Here is a 20,898-nt window from a genome sequence, read left to right as displayed (position 1 = left end):
GCCCGCGTACCCGACGGGGCTGGGTGTCAGCTCTTGACGCCCAGTTCCGCGAGCAGCTCCGCCTCCCGCTCCTCGGCCCGATCGTCCGCCTCCCGGCGGACCACGCGCCACCACACGAACACCGCGGCGCCCGCGAAGACGAACCACTGCGCGGTATAGCCGAGGTTCTGCCACGCCCGGCCCGAAATCCCGCCGCCCTCGGCCTCCTTGACCGGTGGCATCGGCGCCAGCGCGGCCGAATCGGCGGCCGGGGTCTGCGCGGTCAGCGCGACGAACCCGTCGGTGAGCGGATACGGCAGCATGTTGACCAGCTCGGGCGTGCTGATCATGGAGAGCTGACCGGCCCGCAGGTCGGTGGCGCGTTCGGCGTCCGAGGTGTGCTCCGCCTCCGACCACTCCAGCCGACCGGTGACGGTGACCGGCCCGGCCGGTGGCGCGGGCACGCTGCTTCCCTCGACCCAGCCCCGGTTGACCACGACCGCGGGCGCCCCGGCGACCAGCAGCGGGGTGACCACGTACGACCCCGTGCGCCCGTCGAGTCGGCGCCCGGGCACCACGAGTTGGCGGCTCACGTCGTAGGTGCCGCTGACCGTGACCGAGCGGCCGCGATCGGCTCCCTCGACCCGGCCGCCGAGCGGCACGAGCTCACCGATCGGCACCGCGGGAGCCGCGGACACCTTCTCCCCGGTGCTCCCGCCGCCCTTGTGCTCGCCGTAGCGGTGGAACTGCCACAACCCCAGCGCCGCGCACACCGGGACCGCGACGAGCACGATCATGTGGAAGGCCAGCCAGCGTGGCTGGAGCAGGAACCGGTACACCCCCCAACGGTAACCGCCGTCCGACGGCGCCCGAGCGCGGGTGTCACCTCGCACGCGGGTACAGGCCCGACCCCGCCCCCGAGTCCGCGGCACCGCGGGAGCTCACCTCGCGCGCGGGTACTCCCCCGTCCGATAGATGTCGGTGCGGAACACGGTGCCGCCGCACGTGGGCGTCAGCGCCACCTTGGCCACGTTGAAGTCGTTGGCCACGAGCGCGTAGCCGAGCGCGGGCACCGGCGCCTTGGGCGCGTCGGGGGCGCACCTGCCGTCCGCGCCCGGCACCTGCGGTTGCCACGCGAACTGGAACTCGTACGCCTGGCCCGGTCGAAGGACGATCACCGTGCCCGCCGTCTCCGGCAGCAGCGGCAACCCGGCCGCACCGTCGCCGGCCGTGTGCTGGTGCACGGTGACCTGCACGGGCGGGTTGCCGGGCGGGGAGCCCACCGAGACCACTCCGGGCCCGGTCACCTGGCAGTCCTTGGCCGCGTTGCTGCGCACCTGGAGTACGCCGTACGCCAGGCCGTCGGTACCGACCGGTCCGAGTCGGGCGTCCTCCCCGGACAGGTCGGTGGTCAGACACGCGGGTGTCGGCTTCACCGGCGGCGCGGTCCCGGTCGGCGGCGCGCTGCTCGCGGGCGGCGCGCTCTGCCCGGCACCCGCGCTCAGCCCGCTCGTCGGAGCGATCGAGGCGCCGGATCCGCTGCTCGGGGTGCCGCCTCGGGTCGCCGGATGGGACTGGCCGGCCCCGCCCGGGATCCCGGCGCTCATCCCCTCGCTCGGCCCCGGCAACGGCTCGGTGGCGTTGACCGTGCCCGCCGACGGCTGGGTCCCGCTGACATTCGACTTCGAGTCGCCGCCGCCGTCCACCGCGGTGCGCAGCACGGGTGTGCCGACCAGCAGCGCCGCCACCAGCCCGGCGGCGCCGAGCGTGGCCACCCGCCGCTGTCGGCGCCGAGCCGGCACCGCCACGCGCAGCCGGTCCAGCGCGTCCGACGAGGGCTGCACGTCGGCGACCGCCGCATGCAGTCGCCGGCGTACCTCTGCCGCGAGGTCGTCGGGGTCGGGACCAAAGGTCCCCGGGTCGTTCGTCACGGCGTCTCCATCCGGGCCCGGAGGGCTTCCAGTCCGCGTGAGGCGTACGCCTTCACCGAGCCGACCGACAGTCCGAGCAGATCGGCCACCTGAGCCTCTGTCAGATCAGCGTAATAGCGCAGCACGATCACTTCCCGCTGCCGTCGTTGCAATTCGCGCAACGCCCTTACCAGTACGTCCCGTTCCAACACGTGCCGCGAGCCGTCCTCGGTACTCGTGGACTCCGGCTCGGGCTTGGACAGCAATCGCATGCCCATGATCCGCCGCCGCAGCGTGGACCGGGACAGGTTCACCACGGTCTGCCGCAGGTAGGCGAGCGTCTTGTCGGCCTCGCGCAACCGGTGCCGGGCGGTGTGCACCCGGACGAACGACTCCTGCACCACGTCCTCACACGAATCGGTGTCGTCGAGCAACAGGGAAGCCAAGCGCAACAACGAACCATAGTGGGCGCGATAGGTCTCGGTGAGGACGTCTATCGAGACGCCCGCGTCAGAGGACACGGAAACTCCCGAAACGCCCTGATCCAGCGCGCCGACCACAGGCATTCGGACCGGGCGCAGCACCGGTTCCGCCCTCACGACCATTTCTGCCACGACTGTTGGACACTCGACCCCCCGGGAAGGTTGTATACGCCTGCGATCCGGGGACGGTCGTCGGCTCAGCCACACATCCGCCCACCGTAGTGGGCCGGGTGATGCGCAGTCAGCTACTCGGGGCGGGGAAGCGGCCGCCGCACGCACGGCAGCCGGTGTCCCCACTCGGGGAACACCGGCTGCCGCAACGGTCCGCGGTCCGGGGCTAGTCGCGCTCGACCAGTTCCGCGGCGACGACCTCGGCGATCTGGGCGGTGTTCAGCGCCGCGCCCTTGCGCAGGTTGTCCCCGCACATGAACATGTCGAGCGCGAACGGGTCGTCGATCGAACGACGCACCCGGCCGACCCAGGTCGGGTCGGTGCCGACCACGTCGGCCGGCGTCGGGAACTCGCCGTTCTCCGGGTCGTCGCACAGCACGACGCCGGGAGCACCGTCCAGGATCTCGTGCGCGCGGGCGACCGAGACCTCGTTCTCGAACACGGCGTGCACCGCGAGCGAGTGCGTGGTGATCACCGGGACGCGCACGCAGGTCGTGTGCACCTTCAGGTCGGGCAGCCCCAGGATCTTGCGGGACTCGTTGCGGACCTTGAGCTCCTCGGACGACCAGCCGTCGTCCTTGAGCGAACCGGCCCACGGCACCACGTTGAGCGCGAGCGGCGCCGGGAACGGACCGAAGTCGCCCACCGCGCGGCGCACGTCGCCGGGCTGAGTGCCCAGCGTCTGGCTGCCCGCGACCTTGCCGATCTGCTCGCGCAGCGCGTCGACACCGGGCTGCCCGGCGCCGGACGCGGCCTGGTACGACGCGACGACGAGCTCCTTGAGGCCCAGCTCGGCGTGCAGCGCGCCCAGGGCGACGACCATGGTCAGCGTCGTGCAGTTGGGGTTGGAGATGATGCCGCGCGGCCGCACCCGCGCCGCGGCGGCGTTGACCTCGGGCACCACGAGCGGGACCTCGGGGTCCATCCGGAACGCGCCGGAGTTGTCCACCGCGACCGCGCCCTTGCTCGCGGCGATCGGCGCCCAGTGCGCGGAGACCTCGTCGGGCACGTCGAACATCGCGACGTCCACGCCGTCGAAGCATTCCTCGCTCAGCGCGATGACCTCGACCTCCTCGCCGCGCACGACGAGCTTCTTGCCCGCGCTGCGCGCGGAGGCGATCAGCCGGATCTCGCCCCACACGTCCTGGCGGGTGGAGAGCAGTTCGAGCATCACCGTGCCGACCGCGCCGGTGGCGCCGACCACGGCCAGGGTGGGCTTGTCCTTGCGGGTCATCGGCCGGTACCTCCGTAGACGACGGCTTCGCCGGACTGGTCGTCCAGACCGAACGCGGTGTGCACGGCCTGTACGGCGGCCGGAACGCCGTCGGCGCGGCAGACCACCGAGATCCGGATCTCGGATGTCGAGATCAGCTCGATGTTCACCCCCGCGCCGGTGAGCGATTCGAAGAACTTGGCGGTCACGCCCGGGTGCGAGCGCATGCCGGCGCCGACGAGCGAGATCTTGCCGATCTGGTCGTCGTAGCGCAGCGACTCGAAGCCGATCTCGGCCTGGGCCTTGGTCAGCGCGGTCATCGCGTTCTGCCCGTCGGACATCGGCAGCGTGAAGGAGATGTCGGTGCGGCCGGTGGAGGCCGCGGAGACGTTCTGCACGATCATGTCGATGTTGATCTCGTTGTCCGCCACCAGACGGAAGATCTTGGCCGCCTCGCCCGGCTTGTCCGGGACCCCGACCACCGTGATCTTCGCTTCGCTGGTGTCGTGGGCGACCCCGGAGATGATCGCGTGCTCCATGTCGTCCCCTTCGGGTTCATCCGTCACCCAAGTGCCGACGAGTCCCGAGAAGGACGACCGCACGTGCACGGGCATGTCGTAGCGGCGGGCGTACTCCACGCACCGCAGGTGCAGCACCTTGGATCCGCTCGCGGCCAGCTCCAGCATCTCCTGGTAGCTGATCCGGGAGATCTTCCGGGCCTTCTTCACCACGCGGGGGTCGGCGGTGAAGATGCCGTCCACGTCCGTGTAGATCTCACAGACCTCGGCGTTCAGCGCGGCGGCGAGCGCGACGGCGGTGGTGTCCGAGCCGCCGCGGCCGAGCGTGGTGATGTCCTTCGTGTCCTGGGACACGCCCTGGAAGCCGGCCACGATCGCGATCGCGCCCTCGTCGAGCGCGGAGCGGATCCGACCCGGCGTCACATCGATGATGCGCGCTTTGTTGTGGACCGCGTCGGTGATCACACCGGCTTGGCTGCCGGTGAACGACCGTGCGTCGACGCCCAGGTTTTTGATCGCCATCGCCAACAGCGCCATCGACATCCGCTCACCCGCGGTGAGCAGCATGTCGAGCTCGCGCCCGGAAGGGATGGGACTCACCTGTTGCGCCAGATCGATCAGCTCGTCCGTCGTGTCGCCCATCGCGGACACCACCACGACCACTTCGTGGCCCTGCTTCTTGGTGTCGACGATTCGCTTGGCCACGCGCTTGATGCCCTCGGCATCGGCGACGGAGGAGCCGCCGTACTTCTGCACGACAAGGCCCACGTGCGCTCCTCGCTTGATATCTGTGCGGTCGCCTCAGTCTAACTAGGCCGCACAGCGGGCAAAGCTTTATTCACATTGTGAGACGTACGTATCACCAGGCGGGATTGTGCGACGTACGCATCACTAAGCGGGCATTCGGTGCCAAACGCCCGGGGCGTGGGCCGGATGCGCTCCCGAACCGCCCGGATCGCGTGGTCTCGAAAGGATCACGTGTGCGGGCCACCCAGGACCACGGCCTCGTCGAGTTGCTCGGCGAGTTCGTCGACCAACTCGTCGGCGAGTGCCTGTCCGGCCGGGTCCAGACTCTCCATGATCGGATCGTCCAGGCGGGCGTGCGACACCACCGACTGCAGCGCTCGCAACACGGCGCTCGCGGTCGCGCCCCAGTTGGACAGGTACGAGAACTGCCACCACCACAGCGCCTCGCGGCTGCGCCCGGCCCGATGGTGGGCCAGCCCGTGCGCGAGGTCGGCGACCACGTCGGCGACGTCGTCCGACAGGCGCGCCGCGACCGGCTTGGACTTGGGCACGTACGGATCGAAGACCTCGTAGTACACGTCGATCGGCTCCAGCAGCCGGGACAGCGCCGAGCGCAGCGCGTCGACGTCCGGGTCGGGACCCGAGTCCGGCTCGAAGCGGTCGTCGGGCACCACATCGGCGATCGCGCCGAGCCGGCCGCCCGCGAGCATCAACTGCGAGACCTCCAGGAGCAGCATCGACACCGCCTGCTCCGGCTCCTCGCCCTTGGCCACCTCGGTGACGGCCAGGACGAAGCTGTCGATCTGGTCGGCGATCTCATGGGTGAATTCGTTCAGGTCGTCAGACATCGAGCAGTCGTCTCCCCTCGAAGGCACGCCCGAGCGTGACCTCGTCGGCGTACTCCAGGTCGCCCCCCACCGGCAGCCCGCTGGCCAACCGGGTCACACGCAGACCCATCGGCTTGCACAGGCGAGCCAGATACGTCGCGGTCGCCTCTCCTTCCAGGTTCGGGTCGGTGGCCAGGATCAACTCGGTCACCACACCGTCCGCGAGCCGGGTCATCAGCTCACGAATCCGCAGGTCGTCGGGTCCCACGCCCTCGATCGGGCTGATCGCGCCACCGAGCACGTGATACCGACCCCGGAACTCGCGGGTCTTCTCGATCGCCACGACATCCTTGGACTCCTCGACCACGCAGATCACCGCGACGTCGCGTCGCGGGTCGAGACAGATTCGACACTGCTCCGATTCCGCCACGTTCCCGCATGTGGCGCAGAACCGCACCTTGTCCTTGACCTCGACGAGCGCGTGCACGAGGCGCCGGACGTCGGCCGGGTCGGCCGCCAGGAGGTGGAAGGCGATGCGTTGCGCGCTCTTCGGCCCTACACCGGGCAATCGGCCCAGCTCGTCGATGAGGTCCTGTACGACGCCTTCGTACACCTACCGTCTCCCTGCTCGCTCTGGTTCTTCGGTTGGTCGGTTGGGGCGGTCGACTCCGTGTGCCGAGGTCTTCGATCGGCTGCTTCGCGGGGCCTTTGGTGGGGTCGTTTTCGGTCGGGTGGGCTCGGTCTTCGGTCGGGTGGGCCGGGTGTTGGCCGGGCCGGGTTTTGGCTGGGCTCGGCTCGGCTCACATGCCGGGCAGCCCGAGCGGGCCGCCGCCGCCCATGCCCTGGGCCAGCGGGCCCATCAACTGGGACTGCATCTCCAGAGCGGCGCGGTTGGCGTCGCGTACCGCGGCGACGATGAGGTCGCCGAGTGTCTCCGTGTCCTCAGGATCCACCGCGGACGGCGAGATCTCCAGAGCCAGCAGTTCGCCGGCGCCGGACACGGTCGCGGTCACCAGGCCGCCGCCGGCGCTTCCGGTGACCTGGGTGCGCGCGAGTTCGTCCTGCGCCGCCATCAGGTCCTGCTGCATCTTCTGCGCCTGCTGCAGCAGCTGCTGCATGTCGGGCTGGCCACCACCGGGAAACACTGGACACCCTTCGTCGCTCGAACGCGGCTTCGCACCGCCTCGGGGCGGCCCGCTCGGCGGCCGTCCTGCCGTCGAGCCTACGGCTCCGGGCGGGGCCGATGCGCGGCGACGGCACGCATCGGCGGGTCAGGTGGTGGACGGGTGGGTCGGGCGCCCCGGTCGGGTGCCGGGTCAAGTGGTGGGCGACTCGTCGATGATCGTCGCGCCGAGCTCGCGGGTGAGCAATTCGTGGGTGGACAGGCCGCCGTCGTCCGCCAGGTCCTCGTCGTCGTACCGGCCGATGTCCTCGGGGATGTCGAAGTCCGGCTCGGGCGGCGGCGGAGGTGGTGGTGCCTGTTGGGGCTGCGGGCGGGTGGGCGGCGCCTGCGGCGGGGCGGCGGCGGGACGGGCCGGGGCGGGCGGCGGCGGCGCGACCGGAGGGGGCGGAGCCGAAGCGCCGGGCCACGCGCCGGGGGGTGGGCCAGCGGGCGGGCGGTCGACGGGCGGCGTCGCGGTCGGGGCGGGGGCGGGCGGCGGCGGAGTCGGGCCGCCGGGGCGACGGGTGGGCGCGGCGCCGGCCTCGCCGGTGACCACGCAGTCGATCCGCCAGTCGAAGCCGAAGGCGTCCTGGACGGCCTGTCGCACGATCTCGTCCCGGCCACTGCTGCGGAAGCCCTCGCGGGTGCCGGCCTGCTCGAACGCGAGGGTCAGCGTGGTGCCGTCGAACCCGGCCACGGTCACGGTCTGCAGCATCATCCAGGCCACCCGGTTGCGGCCGCGTACGGCGTCCAGGATCTGCGGCCACATCTCGTGCACGCGGGCGAGGTCGCCGGTGGCCTGGGCGGGGGCTGCGGCGGGTGCCTGGGTGGGCTGCTGTGATTGGTACGGCTGTTGTGTGTGCTGCTGGGGTGCGGCGGGGGGTGGGCCGGAGCCGGCGGTGCGGGCCTGGGGCCAGGCGCCGGGGGTCGGGGCGGGCTGGTGGGGTTGGGGTTGTTGTGGCTGGGATTGCGACTGATGCTGCTGCGGCTGATGCTGTTGCGGCTGTGGGTGCTGCGGCTGTGTTGCGGGAGCCGGTACCGGGGGCTGGGGTGCGGCGGCCTGGTGCGGGCGGGTCGGCGCGGGGGCCGGGGCGTCGGCGCGGGCGTGGTCCGGGGTGGGTCCGCCGGGGGCGGCCGAGCCCGCGGGGAGACCGCCGAGCGACACGCGGCGTTCCAGGCGTTCCAGGCGCGTCTGTAGACCCTGCTCGCCGGAGTCGACCGCGGGCAGCAGTACCCGGGCGCAGATCAGCTCCAGCTGGAGCCGGGGCGCGGTGGCACCGCGCATCTCGGTGAGGCCGGTGTTGACGATGTCGGCGGCGCGGGTGAGCCCGGCCCGGCCGAACTCGGCGGCGTGCCGAACCATGCGCTCCAGCTGGTCGGCCGGCACGTCGATCAGGCCCTTGTCGGCCGCGTCCGGCACCGCGGCGAGGATCACCAGGTCGCGCAGCCGCTCCAGCAGGTCGGCCACGAACCGGCGCGGGTCGTAGCCCCCCTCGATCACCCGATCGACCAACTCGAACGCGGCCCCACCGTCCTGCGCGACGAACGCCTCGACGACGTCGTCCAGCAGCGACCGGTCGGTGAACCCGAGCAGCGAGGTGGCCATCGCGTAGGTGACACCGTCGTCGGTGGCGCCCGCGAGCAACTGGTCCATCACCGACATCGAGTCCCGCACCGACCCGGCGCCGGCCCGCACCACGAGCGGCAGCACGGCCGGCTCCACCTTGATGCCCTCGGTCTCGCACACCGAGGCGAGGTGGTCGCGCAGCACGCCGGGCGGCACCAGCCGGAACGGGTAGTGGTGCGTCCGGGACCGGATGGTCCCGATCACCTTCTCCGGCTCGGTGGTGGCGAAGATGAACTTCAGGTGCTCCGGCGGCTCCTCGACCACCTTGAGCAACGCGTTGAAGCCCGCCGACGTGACCATGTGGGCCTCGTCGATGATGTAGATCTTGTACCGCGAACTCACCGGCGAGAAGTGCGCCTTCTCGCGCAGGTCACGAGCGTCGTCCACACCACCGTGCGACGCGGCGTCGATCTCGATCACGTCGATGCTGCCGGGCCCGCCCAGACCGAGGTCCCGACACGACTGGCACTCGCCGCAGGGCGTGGGCGTGGGCCCCTGCTCACAGTTGAGACACCGGGCGAGAATGCGCGCGCTGGTGGTCTTGCCACACCCTCGCGGCCCACTGAACAGGTAGGCGTGATTGACGCGGTTGTTCCGCAGGGCCTGCATGAGGGGTTCCGTCACGTGCTCCTGCCCGATGACCTCTGCGTAGGTCTCGGGGCGGTAGCGACGGTAGAGGGCGAGCGACACGCCCCCGACGATAGCCGGGCGGAAGGACAGACGCGGACCCTCACCACCCGCCCGTGCCCGAACACCGACCCGGGTCGGGTACTGTAGGCCCCGGACCCCCCGTGCGGCGGTATCCTCCTGAACCTCCCCAGGGCCGGAAGGCAGCAAGGATAGGGAGGCTCTGCCGGGTGCACGGGGGGTTCACTGCATCCCCCATCCCGCCCGGCCCACCCCCGCGCCCCCTTCGAATAGGGGTGCGCGAGCACCCGCCGACCTCCTGTAAGCTTCCGCACGGAGGATTCGCCTAGTGGCCTAGGGCGCACGCTTGGAAAGCGTGTTGGGTTCACCCCCTCACGAGTTCGAATCTCGTATCCTCCGCACCCGCCCACTTGGGCAAACGTCAGCCCGGACCACTTCGATGGTCCGGGCTGACGTCGTTTCTGGTTGCAGTTCTGGTTGCATTTATTTCGGATATATACGGCTAAATGCATCTCCGTACGCCTGGTCTTCGTCCCACACGCCTCGAACCGGCGGCACATTCAGAGATCCGCAAACCTTCAAGTGCCACCTCGGCAAGAAGGCCCCATCCCTGGTCATCTGAGTGGCGTAGTCCTGCCCCCAGGTGCGTGAGCAACCGATCGCGCGGCTCACCCGATCGACGGGTGTGCGGCGCGGGAAGCCCCGGCAGGCCGGGGCCCCACGCGGTCACATCAGCGCGCGGGCCCGGCGCTCCCAGTCCGCGATCCGGGACATCACGCCGCCGACCTGCTTGACCGCAGCCGAGATGTCCCGGCCGGGCGCCCGCAGCGCCCGGCTCATCTTCGCCACCCACCGCATGCCGACCTCAAACTCGCCGAGCACGCCGATCACCTCGTGGGTGGACTCGGCGATGCTGACCATCTGCTCAAGGAAGCCGGTCGCCGAACCGGCGCGCTGCTCGGGTGGCATCGCCGCGATGACGTCGAACACAGTCAGGACCGCTGCGTCCATCTCCACCATCTGCCCGGCGAAGCGGGTGCACGCCTCCCGGAGACCGGAGGCTGGCTCGGCCATCGCTGTCCCCAGTTCGGACATCGCCGGCAGCCACGCGCTCATCGGCGCGCCGGGCTGGGAGGCCTGCTCCATCACGGGGCCGATATCCAGGGCGACTTCGGCGATCACGGTCATGAATCCAGTAATCGCCTCCGTGGTCTCACCCATCGCCTCCATCTGCTCCTCCACCCGGGCGAACCGGTCGATCAGCCCGGGGGCCTCTGGGTCATCCGGCTCCGCCTCGACCACAGCCGGCAGCGGCGCCGCTGGCAGCCCGAATAGGATCCGGGCCGGGGTCAGCGGCTCGAACCCGTTGTGCAGGGCACCTTCCAGCGCACTCACAAGATCCCGCCGCGCCTTGACCAGCCCGCTCCGGCTGCGCTTGAACATGATTGTCCGGATCAGTGAGAGGTCGAACGGCAGTTGGCCGTTCTCACCGATGTGGATGATGGGCTTGCCGGTCAGATGCCGAATCCCGATCTCATAAGTGACATTGGCGTTGCCCCCGGTGAGGTCGGCGATCACGATGTCGTCCTGCAGCACGTGGCGGCAGATCTGCTCGGTGATCTCGCCCGAGTCGGCGATCCCGTCCGCCCGGACCGGGACGATGCCGTGCTTGGCGCAGGCGGGCAGGATTACCTTTTCGTAGATTTCCAGGTTCTCCTCGAACGCCAAGAGCTCCGGGCTCCCATCCGGGGCGTGCTCGTTCCCGATGGGCGCGATGACGAAGCAGGTCGTCATCGGTCCCTCCTCGGGCTCAGCAGCGGTGACGGCCACGATGCTCATGTGTAGTCCTCCGTTTCGAACGCCATTGCACAATCACGCTGTTCCGCGAAGTCGGCGCCGGCGCGCAGATCGGCCGGGTAGACGGGGCGCTCCTCAATCCCAAGCGCCCGAAGCAGGCCGGCGGTGGGGATCCGGTACTGCCATCCGAGGCGCAGGACCGGGCAGGGGAAGCAGTCCTGGTAGATGAGCTTGTAGGCGGTGGCGGGGCAGAGCCCGAGCGCGCGGGCGGCGGTGCGCAGGTCGACGACCAGCGGCAGGTCGAACGCCTCGCTGAACGACAGCCAGGTGCCGGGGCGTGGGATCATGGTCGTCCTCCGGCCGGACGCAGCGACAGAGTGCCGATCCGGCTGCCTTCGCTCGGGCGCCGCGCCCGGTGCACAATCTCTCCGAGACCCAGGTGACCTGCCAGCTCGCCCAGTCGGAAGCTTTCCAGCCGCTCCGGTGCGACACTGAACCGCACCGTCGCCGACAGGCCGTCAGGCCGGGCAGGCGGCGAAACGCGCAGCTCCCAGCCATCCTGCCAATCGCTGACCGGCGACTCCGCGGGCGCCTCCACGGCGAGGTGGGCGACGGCCAGCGCCGCGATGTCCGCCACCGGCCGCTCCCGGATACGGGCCCGGGCGAACGCCCAGACCCGGTTGATGGCTGGGCGCAGCAGCGCGGAGCCAGCCTCCTGAGCCAGCGGGTCCACGTCCGCGAGTGCCGCCAACAGGGCGAGCAGGGCCTCGGATTCGAGCTCCCGCCGGTCGATCGACCACCGGATCGCAATCCGGTAGAGGGTGCGCCGCATTGCGGGCAGGGCCAGCCAGAGCACCAGCAGCCGGTCCGGGCCACCTGCGCTGGTGTCGACCTGCGCTGCGCCGACGGCCTCGCGCCAGATCTCCTCTCGGAGCTGCAGGTCCGCCGACCTGCTGTACAACGCCCGCCGGGCCGCCAGGGTGGAGAGCCGAGTTGGCCCGTCGGCCGTGGTGACCGGGAAGGGCAGGTCGGCGGGCCGGAGCCGGTGCTCCAGCACGTCGAATACCCGGTTATAGGGGATCAGTCCCATGGTGCGCCTCCCGAGTCGTCGGTGTCGTCACGCAGGTCGTCCACGATGCGCGAGCAGGCCCGGATGATCCGGTGCAACTCCTCGCGCAGCGTCTCGTAGGGGACCGGCGAGAAGCCGGCCGCGCGCCGCCGCGCGCTTGCGATGGGATGGTGGTCGCCAGCGGCGTAGTAGTGCACGTCGCCTGTCCGGCCTTGGACCGAGAGGCCCCGGGTGCCCTGCTGGCGGTTGCTGCCCGCCGCGTTCTCGCAGGAGGTGCAGCCTCCGGCGGGCGGGTCGTCGCTCATCGGCCCGCCCGACCGGGCACCGCCCCGTGAACGACGGACCCGTGGATCACACCCTGGATGGCGGTGCCGTGGACGCCGTGCTGCACGAAGGTCGGCTGCTCCCGCTCCGCCGCTCGCGCCGGGGGCCGCGGCCCGTCCTCCGGCGCGCCCGGCCATGGCTCCTGCGCGTCCTGCGGATCCGTTCCGGGCAATCGAACCCAGCCGTACCCGGCAAACCCCTTCTGCTGCACGTGGATGCGGCGGTACTGCTCCGGGTCGAGTCCGTGAAACCGCGAGCGCACCACGTCTTGGTAGAGCCGGTCGGAGACCACCACGGCCAGGCTCTCCGAACCGGCGGCCGCCAAGGCCTGTTTCACCTGGGGGGCGTTCAGGTAGCGGGCTACCGCGACCGGGGCAGGACCAGAGAAGCCAAGAGCGGCCGTGGCGGCCACGCCGGTGTCGATGGCCAGCCGAAGCCGCATCCGCCCGGCGGGCCGGCGGGTGGCGTTGTAGCCGCCGAGCTCAGCCGCCAAGTGCGTGACGTACTCGCCCAGCACAAGCTGTTCGGGTGTGCCGGGCGGAAGCACCGCGAACTCCAGGTCGCCCTGCGGCTGGGTGCACCACTTGCTGTGATCCAGCCCGCTGCGTTCGGCTGCCGCTCGCAACACCCGGGCGAGTTGAGCCTGTGCGGCCCACTGGTCCGGGGTGTCGAAGCGACTGTACTGCTCGATGTCCGCCGCCAGACATAGGCGGCGGGAGACGTCCGGCCGGGACTTGTCCCAGGGCCGTGCGGTCGGATGCGAAGTCATGTGAACCATCACCTGCTCGATGAGAGTGGTCAGTTGGCTGCGATCGACGCCAACTGTGCGGCCGGCGGGCCGGAATCTCCGAGCAAGCCGCAAAAATGCGGGTTCCTAGGCGGTGTCAGCCACCGATCGTCGGCAGGCGTCCGATCACCCGGAGGCGGTCCGGGTTGATCACCTCCATCCGGCGGCTGCCGGTCCTGACGATCCCCTCGGCGCGAAAGCCCGCCAGCGCCTTCTGCACCGTCCTCAGCTGCGATCCGATGAACCCGGCGAGTTCGGTGTTCGTGAGGTCGACGCAGATCAGGGTGTGCGAGCAAACGGCCCGGCCGTGTTTGTCCGCCAGTTCGCTGAGCACTCGGGCCAACCGCACTCGAGCCGGGAACTCGCCAAACGCGATGCGCCGGGAATTCGCGGCGCGCAGGCGGCGGTTGCTGAGCCGCACGATCTGAATGGCGGCCTCGGGGCACTTGTCCAGGAAGCTCCGCATCGCTCGACCTTGGACAACGTGAGCGTCGACGTCGTCACACGCCGTTACCGTGGCCGACCTGGGCACATCGTCGATCACGGCCATCTCCCCGACCACGTCTCCGCCGACCCGGATGGCAATCAGGGCTTCATGCCCGTTGCCGAGCCTGCCGGTGACCTTCACGCGGCCGGTCTTCAGGAGCACCAGGTAATCCCCCCGTGCCCCTTCGACCAGGATCTTCTCCCTGGGCGAAAACTGCTGTGGGGAACCGATGCTCAGCAGTTCCTCCCGGACCGGCCCCGACAAGCTGCCTAGGAACCAGGCGGGCCGTCGATGGCCGATGCCCTCCGTGCCGCGCCGTGCTGTCCCCTGAGTCGCGCGCTCCATACCCACCTCACGGTCGAACCCGAGTACCTTCCCGGTCAGGGAATCAGGCCCGGATTCGAGCGGAAAGAGCGTGCAACGAGTATCCGGTGTGGTGTTTGTGCGCAGGGCGTGCGTCGACGCCGTCACAGAGCGCATCACCAATGGGTCACTCGAGACTCGGTCCGACGCATGAAGAGTCCCTCAGGGGCGCTTCACGTCGTTCCCAAAAAGGGTCCGAGGTGGGGTCTCGAAGCCGTGATCCGTAGCCGGCGGTCTTCGCACCACGGCCGAACTCCTCTACGGAGGAACCTCGTTCGTGACCGAATGGGTCGTACAGCGCAGCCGACACTCGTATCGTTGGCACATCGATTTACAGAGGCACACCGCACCTCTGTATCGGAAGATGGGGCCGCACAGATGACTGAGATCGCGATTCGAACATGTGGGCGCCCCACCCGCTCAGGGAGCCCTTGCAAGATACGGATAACCGGCTCGGACATTGCTTGCGGAACGCATGCCACAGCACACGACCGCGCACTCGCCGATGCCCATCGCCGCGGCTACAACGAGGGGTACAAATCTGGCAGCGAGAGCGGCACACACTGGTCCACGTTCAAGGTCGAGCAGTTGGAGAAACGCGTCAAGGACCTCGAAGCCCAACTCGACCAGGCGAGGCGCTACTACGAAATCGAGGGCGATCAGGTCGTCGAGGTCGGCAGATACGCGTATCGCTGGCGTGGGCCCGAAGCCCTCGAAGTCGGCGACCGCGTACTGCTTCCCGAGAACTACGTAACTCGCCTCAAGAACGGTCCGGGAGCAACGCTCGGCACCGTGACTGCTCTCGGCGCGACATACCGCGGCACCTTGTCGGTCATCGTCGGGAGAGCGCCCGCAAACCTCACCACGCCCTGAACCCTGCCACTGCGTCGCCTAGACGTGGAGGAGATATCAAGGACATGTCGCTCGCGCTCGTGGAGATCCTGACTCTGCCAAATGCAACCCATCCCGCAGCGGCCCTGGTTGCAGTTCTGGTTGCATTCGTAGGTGTACGGCGGCGTTCACGACACTCGCAGCCGAGTGTTTCATCGCAGGTCAGGACGTCGGTAGCGCCAACTGCATGATCAGATGACCCCTTGGAAAGCGTGTTGGGTTCACACCCTCACGAGTTCGAATCTCGTATCCTCCGCCAGTCTGCTGGACTGCTAAAACAGCGGGCAAAACCGTCGGCCCCGACCTCTCGCCAGGTCGGGGCCGATTTCATGTGGTTGCAGTTCTGGTTTCAGTCGGCTCAGAAGGCCGGGCCGGCCGGTGGATCCCGGCCCTTCACCGTGCTGCCGCCCGACGCGGTTCACCTCGGTCCGGCAGGTGGTGCACAGCCCGTCTGTCATCGCGGCATGGATGGACCGGAGGCGAGGCCCAAGCGCCGCCCCGTACGCCACGGCTCTCGGCCGGAGACCCACGACCGGTCACTCCATCCAGCACCAGGCTTGGACTTCGGAACACATTCCGAAGTATCATGCATCCATGTCCACTCTCACCGTGGCCTTCTCCGACCTGTCGAAGAACTCGAAGCGAGTCGCCGAGACCGTCGAACAGGCCCAGCGTGTCCACGTCACACGTCGTGACGGCGAGGATCTCTATCTGACCACTGAGCGCCATGATCGCCAGCGGGAAGAAACTGCGGATGTCACCTCCCGACTGTTCGCCGCGTTGATCGGTACCGACGAGGGCGCCCGAGCGGTACTCCTCGCCTTGCCGACGGTTTTCCCGTGGATTCGACACTTGTCCGCGGATGAGGTCCGCGAGTTCGTCGTGGACCTCGTGGACGCCACGCGCGACGTCGCGGAACTGGATGTGCACTCGACCCTGCATCGCGTCATTGTCGAGTGGCGCGCGACCGCCAGGATCCTGGCCGATCCCGAGTTGGCCGCCCTGCTCACCGAGCCGTTGCAGGATGAGGATCACGGTGAGGTACTCGCGCCTTGAGTCCGAAACGCGGTGACGATGTCCCGCCGCCACCCATCGGTGACGAGTGGAGATTGCGCTTCGCGACCACCGAGGCTGCCAAGGGCTGGGGTGACCTCTGTGCCGAGGCGGCGGCCAATGCCCGTCGCTGCTTCGAGTCCCTCCGCACCGACCCACTGTCCACCCGCGACCCGGACCGACAGCACCGCCTGCGCGGTCGCCTTGCCACCCGGGTCCTGGGCGGCCAGGAACTGTCGCAATGGGAATTCGAAGTGACCGCCGGTGGTCGCGTGCGCTATCTCGTCGATGAGGTCGGACATACCGTCCACCTGGTGTACGCCTCCACCCGGCATCCGAAAGACACTGACGCCTGACGCCTTGCGTCGGCTGGTCTCAGTTCTGGTCTCATTCACCTCCGTTCACCGAAGTCCAGACGCCAAGAGGGCTGGAGCTTCGCGGCAGGTCAGAACGCCGGCGAATTGTGCCGGGCACCGCAACGGCGGCTTGGAAAGCGTGTTGGGTTCACACCCTCACGAGTTCGAATCTCGTACCCTCCGCCAGCCTGAACAGGCAAAACGTTGCCCCCGGTCGCTCAGCGGCCGGGGGCAACGTCGTTGTCGGTCTCGGTTTGCCTCTCGCTCCCGTTCCCGGCCTTCGCGCGCCGAGCCGGCGCCGGGCGTTCCGGCGGCACCGCGGGTTACGGCGTCATGCGGCGTGCAGGAGCCGGGCGAGCCAGTCGGTGCGGGTGCGGCGGGCCGTGGCCGAGATGTGCGCCTGTGGATACAGGGCGTCGAAGCCGTGGAAACCGCCTGCCCAGACGTGGAGTTCGGCCTGTCCGCCGGCTGCCCAGATCCGGGTGGCGTAGTCGGTGTCCTCGTCGCGGAACACTTCGGCGGAGCCGGTGTCGATGTAGGTGGTCGGCAGGTTCGAGAGATCGTCGGCCAGCGAGGGTGAGACGTACGCAGGTACGTCGTCGTCGGTGAGGTCGCCGAGAACGCAGCGCCAGCCGAAGTCGTTCATCTCGCGAGTCCAGACGCCGGGCCCGCCGGAGTACTGGCGGCTGGAGGTGCTGGTGTTGCGGTGGTCGAGCATGGGGCAGGTCAGTATCTGCGCGGCGATCGCCGGAGTGCCGAGGTCGCGGGCCAGCAGCGTGACGCCGGCCGCCAGGCCGCCGCCCGCGCTGGCTCCCGCGACGATGATCCGGGCGGGATCGACGCCCAGTTCCTCGGCGTGTTCGGCGACCCAGAGCAGTCCCTGGTAGCAGTCGTCGACGGGGACGGTGCCAGTAGCCTCGGGTGCCAGCCGGTAGTCCACGGACACCACGACCGCGCCGAACTCGTCGAGCCACTCCAGCGGTATGTCGATCTGCGAGAAACGGTCGCCCATCACCATTCCGCCGCCGTGGATCCAGTACACGCAAGGCGCGGCGGTGGTGCGGTCGGCGCTCGCGGGGGTGAAGACCGACAGAGGTATCGCAGTGCCGTCCTTGGCGGGCACGGTGACCTCGCGCCGGTCGACCCGCCGGTGGGCCGGCAGGGACCCGACCGGCGTCGAAGGGTACTGCCGCAGTTGTGCGAGCAATTCCATGGTGAGCTCGGACATCAGCGGCATGTCGGAGAGGAGGTCGCGAAGTTCGGGGTTCAGGGCAGGGCGCGCTGTGGTCATGGTCGTCGGCCTTTCGCGGGGGTGGTGCGGGGGCTCTCGGGCGGGATTTCGGGTGGAGCGAAGGCCGCCTCGGCAGGCGCCGGGGCGGCCTCCCCGGGGCCTAGAAGGCGGCCTTGCCGCAGACCGGGACGTAGTCGGTGTTCTCCGGCTCCTTGGCCAGCAGTCCGCCGATCCGCGCCACGATCGCCTGGGCGGCCTCGCCGGCGAACGTCCGGTGGTGGTCCTCCTCGCTGGTCCATCCCTCGGTGACGTGTACGACGTCTGGGTCGGAAGCGGAACGCGAGACCAGGTAGACGACGCAGTGCTCGCTCGCGCCGGGGCTGCCCTCGTCCAGGCCGGTCAACAGCACATCGACCAGCCGGTCGCCCATTCCAGGGGCGGCGGTCAGAGTGGCGTTGAATCCGTAGTTGGCAATCATGAGGAGCCTTCTTCGCTTCGGTGGAGTGGACCGCTTCCATTCAATGCCCCTGACCTGCGGAAATGTTAGAAGGATTCTCTCGCGCTCTTGCATGATCCTCGCGAATTCGGGAGTACTACCGCGCAGTGCTGCTGAAATGGGCGCATGCCCCTCGATGAGTTCCGCGACCTGCTGGCCCGGCACGCCCGCCCCGACTGGACCACCGCCGTCGACGGCGTCCTGATCTCGAAGGTCGACCGGCCCGACCCGCCCGCGCCCTCCATGTCCGGCACGGTCCTGGCGGTCATCGCCCAGGGCGCCAAACGGCTCGCGCTGGGCGACCGGGTCTACGAGTACGGACCGGGGCAGTACCTGGTCGCCTCCGTCGACATGCCCGTCACCGGACAGTTCACCCAGGCCGACCCCGGCCGCCCGGCGCTGGGCTTCGGGCTCGTTCTCGAACCGTCCGCCGTTGCCGAGCTCCTGCTGCAGGCCGGCCCCGGAGACATGCCCCGCACCGGCGGAGGCCCGCCGTCGGGGATCGCCGTCAGCAACGCGCCGCCCACCCTCCTGGACGCGGTGGTCCGGCTGCTGCGCCTGCTCGACGAACCCCGCGACCGCGCCGTACTGGCCCCGCTGGTCAAACGCGAGATCCTGTGGCGCGTGATCACCGGCGAGCAGGGTGCGACGGTGCGCCAACTGGGCATCGCCGACAGCGGCCTCAGCCATGTCTCACGCGCCGCACGCTGGATCCGTGAGCATTACGCCGAGCCCTTCCGGGTCGAGGACGTGGCCCGCCTGTCCGGCATGAGCGCCTCCGCGTTCTACCGCAACTTCCAGGCGGTGACCGCGATGAGCCCCATCCAGTTCCAGAAGCAGATCCGGCTCCAGGAGGCACGACTGCTGCTGGCCACCCACCCGGGCGATGTCGCCGGGGTCGGCCGGCGTGTCGGCTACGACAACCCGTCGCAGTTCAGCCGCGAGTACCGCCGCCGGTTCGGCGCGCCCCCGGGCCGGGACGCGGTCCGCCTGCGGGACGCCGCCCGCAGCCCGGCAAGCATCATGCCCTAAGTACGGTCGGACAGAATGGGAGAATCGTGCAAGGAAGGGCGAGGATAGTTCTACTGTTTTCGCAATTCAGAGCGATTCAATGGGATCACTGAAACCACCGCCGAGCAGGAATGAACATTCCAGTCCGCGGATCCCACCACATCGCAAGGGGCACAGAATGAACACCGTTCTGATCACCGGGACCTCGTCCGGCTACGGCCGCGCGACCGCCCTCCACTTCCACGCGCAGGGGTGGAACGTCATCGCGACGATGCGCAGCCGGCGCCCGGGTGTCCTGCCCGAGTCGGACCGGCTGCGCATCGTCGAACTGGACGTGACCAAGCCCGACACGATCACCACCGCGCTCGAGCTCGCCGGGCCGATCGACGCCCTGGTCAACAACGCGGGCGTCCCCTCGATCAGCGTGTTCGAGGGGACCCCGATGGCCCGCGTGCGGGAGGTCTTCGAGACCAACACGTTCGGCGTGATGGCCACAACGCAGGCGGTGCTGCCCCAGTTCCGCGAGCGCGGATCCGGCGTGGTGGTCAACGTGACCTCCAGCGTGGTGCTGGGCCCCATGCCCCTCTCGGCCGTCTACAAGGCGAGCAAGGCGGCCGTCGAGGGGTTCACTTCGTCCCTCGCGCTCGAACTCGCACCGTTCGGTGTACGGGCCAAGACGGTCCAGCCGGGCGCTTGTCTGACGACGAACTTCGCGGGGAAGGCCATGGACGGCGGGCCGCTGGACGAGCTGGTCCCGCCGCCCTACACGCCGTTCGCAAGGAAGGCCATGGCCGACTTCACCGGCCAGGATCTGTTCACCCAAGAGAGCGACGTCGCCGAGACGGTCTGGCGCGCCGCCCACGACACGACCGGCCAACTGCGCTTCCCGGCCGGCCCCGACGCCGTCCGGCTCGCCCAGGCGACGTGACCAAACCGGATGCGCGCTCACGTGTACCGGCGTGGGATTGTCCGAGACGGGGATGGGGAGACTCGACCTGCCGAGCGCGGCGGCCGTCTTCACCCGCCGGCAGTGGCGCTGTACGCGCCTTCATCCCAGAGCTGCCACAGACCGCCCGCAGCATCACCGAGTCGTAGGGCACGGGGCCCGAGAACCCCAAGGGCGCAGGAGCGGTTGTCAGCCTGATCAACTGCAATCAAGAGCCACCACCCTGGTTGCGGTTCTGGTTGCATTCACCGGTATACAGCGGCGTTCGCGAGGCTGACAGCCGTGTACTCCACCACAGGTCAGGACGTCGGCGAGCGTCGCCGAATCGGCAGATGACCCATTGGAAAGCGTGTTGGGTTCACATCCTCACGAGTTCGAATCTCGTATCCTCCGCCAGCCTGAACAGGCAAAACGAACGCCCCGATCGCCATCTTGGGTTCTAGTGGTCGTCGCAACACCCCAGCTCAGGGGATGCGATGGACTTCGAGATCCGTGGGACTCGGGAACCTCAGGGTCCCGTGAAACCGGCCCGGGAGCGGGAGGAATACTTCCGGCTCGTGGATCAAGGACTGGGGTTCGCGGAGGCATGCCGGGTCGTCGGCATCAACGTCCGCACGGGGAAGCGATGGCGCAACGGGTACAGCCCGACCGCAGGCAGGAAGGGGGCGCCGCCGATCACCGCGGCGCCCTCGTCCGGCCCGTCGAGACACCTGCGCGAAGCCGACCGCATCCACATTGCCGACCGGCTGCGGGACAAGGCCGGCGTCCGCACGATCGCCGCCGAGCTGGGCCGCAGCCCCTCC

The 20,898-nt window shown here is 69.5% G+C and carries 23 protein-coding genes, 1 tRNA gene and 1 other RNA gene; 8 read left to right on the top strand and 17 right to left on the bottom strand.

What is annotated here, in order from left to right; genetic code table 11:
* Positions 1-26: 26 nt before the first annotated feature.
* The 9 genes from A3IC_RS0135750 to A3IC_RS0135710 all read right to left on the bottom strand — a co-directional run bounded on the left by A3IC_RS0135750 (position 27) and on the right by A3IC_RS0135710 (position 9,326).
* The gene (locus tag A3IC_RS0135750) at positions 27-818 is read right to left on the bottom strand and encodes an SURF1 family protein (RefSeq protein ID WP_020554888.1); all 792 of its coding nucleotides are present in this window, start codon (positions 816-818) and stop codon (positions 27-29) included.
* A gap of 102 nt (positions 819-920) precedes the next feature.
* Positions 921-1,910, bottom strand: a complete 990-nt coding sequence (locus A3IC_RS0135745) for an LPS-assembly lipoprotein LptE (RefSeq protein ID WP_020554887.1) — start codon at positions 1,908-1,910, stop codon at positions 921-923.
* A complete protein-coding gene (locus A3IC_RS0135740; RefSeq protein ID WP_020554886.1) occupies positions 1,907-2,494 on the bottom strand; it encodes a SigE family RNA polymerase sigma factor in 588 nt (195 codons plus the stop codon). The genes A3IC_RS0135745 and A3IC_RS0135740 overlap by 4 nt, the downstream gene beginning before the upstream one ends.
* Before the next feature lie 214 nt (positions 2,495-2,708).
* Positions 2,709-3,776: an aspartate-semialdehyde dehydrogenase gene (locus A3IC_RS0135735; protein ID WP_020554885.1), complete on the bottom strand. Its 1,068-nt coding sequence runs from the start codon at positions 3,774-3,776 to the stop codon at positions 2,709-2,711.
* The gene (locus A3IC_RS0135730) at positions 3,773-5,041 is read right to left on the bottom strand and encodes an aspartate kinase (RefSeq protein ID WP_020554884.1); all 1,269 of its coding nucleotides are present in this window, start codon (positions 5,039-5,041) and stop codon (positions 3,773-3,775) included. Before A3IC_RS0135730 ends, A3IC_RS0135735 begins: the two co-directional genes overlap by 4 nt.
* 206 nt (positions 5,042-5,247) lie before the next feature.
* Positions 5,248-5,868, bottom strand: coding sequence for a DUF5063 domain-containing protein (locus A3IC_RS0135725; protein ID WP_020554883.1), 621 nt, complete (start codon positions 5,866-5,868; stop codon positions 5,248-5,250).
* Positions 5,861-6,460 carry a recombination mediator RecR gene (gene recR, locus A3IC_RS0135720; RefSeq protein WP_020554882.1) on the bottom strand — a complete coding sequence of 200 codons (600 nt, stop codon included), beginning with the start codon at positions 6,458-6,460 and terminating at the stop codon, positions 5,861-5,863. The genes A3IC_RS0135725 and recR overlap by 8 nt, the downstream gene beginning before the upstream one ends.
* A gap of 187 nt (positions 6,461-6,647) precedes the next feature.
* Positions 6,648-6,992: a YbaB/EbfC family nucleoid-associated protein gene (locus A3IC_RS0135715; RefSeq protein WP_020554881.1), complete on the bottom strand. Its 345-nt coding sequence runs from the start codon at positions 6,990-6,992 to the stop codon at positions 6,648-6,650.
* Between the two features lie 171 nt (positions 6,993-7,163).
* The gene (locus A3IC_RS0135710) at positions 7,164-9,326 is read right to left on the bottom strand and encodes a DNA polymerase III subunit gamma and tau (protein WP_020554880.1); all 2,163 of its coding nucleotides are present in this window, start codon (positions 9,324-9,326) and stop codon (positions 7,164-7,166) included.
* An 89-nt stretch (positions 9,327-9,415) separates the two neighbouring features.
* Between A3IC_RS0135710 and ffs the strand changes: the two genes are divergently transcribed.
* Positions 9,416-9,514: signal recognition particle sRNA small type (ffs, locus tag A3IC_RS63945), an RNA gene on the top strand.
* 84 nt (positions 9,515-9,598) lie between these two features.
* Positions 9,599-9,683, top strand: a tRNA-Ser gene (locus tag A3IC_RS0135705).
* A gap of 327 nt (positions 9,684-10,010) precedes the next feature.
* Here A3IC_RS0135705 and A3IC_RS0135700 read toward each other — a convergent pair.
* The 6 genes from A3IC_RS0135700 to A3IC_RS0135675 form a co-directional block, all read right to left on the bottom strand.
* Positions 10,011-11,123 carry a hypothetical protein gene (locus A3IC_RS0135700; protein WP_020554879.1) on the bottom strand — a complete coding sequence of 371 codons (1,113 nt, stop codon included), beginning with the start codon at positions 11,121-11,123 and terminating at the stop codon, positions 10,011-10,013.
* Positions 11,120-11,428 carry a hypothetical protein gene (locus A3IC_RS0135695; RefSeq protein WP_020554878.1) on the bottom strand — a complete coding sequence of 103 codons (309 nt, stop codon included), beginning with the start codon at positions 11,426-11,428 and terminating at the stop codon, positions 11,120-11,122. The genes A3IC_RS0135700 and A3IC_RS0135695 overlap by 4 nt, the downstream gene beginning before the upstream one ends.
* Complete coding sequence (locus tag A3IC_RS0135690) at positions 11,425-12,171, bottom strand: hypothetical protein (RefSeq protein WP_020554877.1); 747 nt, start codon at positions 12,169-12,171, stop codon at positions 11,425-11,427. Before A3IC_RS0135690 ends, A3IC_RS0135695 begins: the two co-directional genes overlap by 4 nt.
* Positions 12,162-12,455, bottom strand: a complete 294-nt coding sequence (locus tag A3IC_RS0135685; RefSeq protein ID WP_020554876.1) for a hypothetical protein — start codon at positions 12,453-12,455, stop codon at positions 12,162-12,164. The genes A3IC_RS0135690 and A3IC_RS0135685 overlap by 10 nt, the downstream gene beginning before the upstream one ends.
* Entirely contained in the window at positions 12,452-13,243 is a 792-nt protein-coding gene (locus tag A3IC_RS0135680; RefSeq protein ID WP_106669109.1) for a hypothetical protein, read from the bottom strand. Before A3IC_RS0135680 ends, A3IC_RS0135685 begins: the two co-directional genes overlap by 4 nt.
* Before the next feature lie 115 nt (positions 13,244-13,358).
* Positions 13,359-14,228 carry a Crp/Fnr family transcriptional regulator gene (locus A3IC_RS0135675; protein ID WP_245599764.1) on the bottom strand — a complete coding sequence of 290 codons (870 nt, stop codon included), beginning with the start codon at positions 14,226-14,228 and terminating at the stop codon, positions 13,359-13,361.
* Positions 14,229-14,489: 261 nt separating this feature from the next.
* Here A3IC_RS0135675 and A3IC_RS58420 point away from each other — a divergent pair, with 261 nt between their 5' ends.
* From A3IC_RS58420 to A3IC_RS0135660, 3 genes are all read left to right on the top strand, one after another.
* Positions 14,490-14,984 carry a hypothetical protein gene (locus tag A3IC_RS58420; RefSeq protein ID WP_205353584.1) on the top strand — a complete coding sequence of 165 codons (495 nt, stop codon included), beginning with the start codon at positions 14,490-14,492 and terminating at the stop codon, positions 14,982-14,984.
* Between the two features lie 627 nt (positions 14,985-15,611).
* Positions 15,612-16,058, top strand: coding sequence for a prevent-host-death family protein (locus tag A3IC_RS0135665; RefSeq protein ID WP_245599763.1), 447 nt, complete (start codon positions 15,612-15,614; stop codon positions 16,056-16,058).
* 53 nt (positions 16,059-16,111) lie between these two features.
* Positions 16,112-16,411, top strand: a complete 300-nt coding sequence (locus tag A3IC_RS0135660) for a hypothetical protein (RefSeq protein ID WP_020554871.1) — start codon at positions 16,112-16,114, stop codon at positions 16,409-16,411.
* A 331-nt stretch (positions 16,412-16,742) separates the two neighbouring features.
* Here A3IC_RS0135660 and A3IC_RS0135655 read toward each other — a convergent pair whose 3' ends face one another.
* Complete coding sequence (locus A3IC_RS0135655) at positions 16,743-17,702, bottom strand: alpha/beta hydrolase (protein ID WP_026219121.1); 960 nt, start codon at positions 17,700-17,702, stop codon at positions 16,743-16,745.
* A 100-nt stretch (positions 17,703-17,802) separates the two neighbouring features.
* Entirely contained in the window at positions 17,803-18,120 is a 318-nt protein-coding gene (locus tag A3IC_RS0135650) for a putative quinol monooxygenase (protein ID WP_020554869.1), read from the bottom strand.
* Between the two features lie 144 nt (positions 18,121-18,264).
* Here A3IC_RS0135650 and A3IC_RS0135645 point away from each other — a divergent pair, with 144 nt between their 5' ends.
* The 3 genes from A3IC_RS0135645 to A3IC_RS58415 all read left to right on the top strand — a co-directional run.
* Positions 18,265-19,170, top strand: coding sequence for an AraC family transcriptional regulator (locus A3IC_RS0135645; protein WP_020554868.1), 906 nt, complete (start codon positions 18,265-18,267; stop codon positions 19,168-19,170).
* A gap of 157 nt (positions 19,171-19,327) precedes the next feature.
* On the top strand, positions 19,328-20,077 hold the full coding sequence (locus A3IC_RS0135640; protein WP_020554867.1) for an SDR family oxidoreductase: 750 nt from the start codon (positions 19,328-19,330) through the stop codon (positions 20,075-20,077).
* Positions 20,078-20,571: 494 nt separating this feature from the next.
* On the top strand, positions 20,572-20,898 hold a 327-nt coding region (locus tag A3IC_RS58415; protein WP_158695818.1), incomplete at its 3' end, for a helix-turn-helix domain-containing protein.

This window comes from Embleya scabrispora DSM 41855 (assembly GCF_000372745.1).
In the GTDB taxonomy this organism is placed as follows: Bacteria; Actinomycetota; Actinomycetes; order Streptomycetales; family Streptomycetaceae; genus Embleya; species Embleya scabrispora.
This window is presented reverse-complemented; position numbering and strand designations above follow the sequence as displayed.

What these genes read in the sequence shown, in the direction of transcription:
- A3IC_RS58420 (WP_205353584.1), top strand. Translation starts at nt 14,490, where the DNA reads ATGACTGAGATCGCGATTCGAACATGTGGGCGCCCCACCCGCTCAGGG.
- A3IC_RS0135690 (WP_020554877.1), bottom strand. Translation starts at nt 12,171, where the DNA reads ATGGGACTGATCCCCTATAACCGGGTATTCGACGTGCTGGAGCACCGG.
- A3IC_RS0135640 (WP_020554867.1), top strand. Translation starts at nt 19,328, where the DNA reads ATGAACACCGTTCTGATCACCGGGACCTCGTCCGGCTACGGCCGCGCG.
- A3IC_RS0135725 (WP_020554883.1), bottom strand. Translation starts at nt 5,868, where the DNA reads ATGTCTGACGACCTGAACGAATTCACCCATGAGATCGCCGACCAGATC.
- A3IC_RS0135735 (WP_020554885.1), bottom strand. Translation starts at nt 3,776, where the DNA reads ATGACCCGCAAGGACAAGCCCACCCTGGCCGTGGTCGGCGCCACCGGC.
- A3IC_RS0135740 (WP_020554886.1), bottom strand. Translation starts at nt 2,494, where the DNA reads ATGGTCGTGAGGGCGGAACCGGTGCTGCGCCCGGTCCGAATGCCTGTG.
- A3IC_RS0135680 (WP_106669109.1), bottom strand. Translation starts at nt 13,243, where the DNA reads ATGACTTCGCATCCGACCGCACGGCCCTGGGACAAGTCCCGGCCGGAC.
- A3IC_RS0135645 (WP_020554868.1), top strand. Translation starts at nt 18,265, where the DNA reads ATGCCCCTCGATGAGTTCCGCGACCTGCTGGCCCGGCACGCCCGCCCC.
- A3IC_RS0135695 (WP_020554878.1), bottom strand. Translation starts at nt 11,428, where the DNA reads ATGATCCCACGCCCCGGCACCTGGCTGTCGTTCAGCGAGGCGTTCGAC.
- A3IC_RS0135700 (WP_020554879.1), bottom strand. Translation starts at nt 11,123, where the DNA reads ATGAGCATCGTGGCCGTCACCGCTGCTGAGCCCGAGGAGGGACCGATG.
- A3IC_RS0135685 (WP_020554876.1), bottom strand. Translation starts at nt 12,455, where the DNA reads ATGAGCGACGACCCGCCCGCCGGAGGCTGCACCTCCTGCGAGAACGCG.
- A3IC_RS0135655 (WP_026219121.1), bottom strand. Translation starts at nt 17,702, where the DNA reads ATGACCACAGCGCGCCCTGCCCTGAACCCCGAACTTCGCGACCTCCTC.
- A3IC_RS0135650 (WP_020554869.1), bottom strand. Translation starts at nt 18,120, where the DNA reads ATGATTGCCAACTACGGATTCAACGCCACTCTGACCGCCGCCCCTGGA.
- A3IC_RS0135675 (WP_245599764.1), bottom strand. Translation starts at nt 14,228, where the DNA reads ATGCGCTCTGTGACGGCGTCGACGCACGCCCTGCGCACAAACACCACA.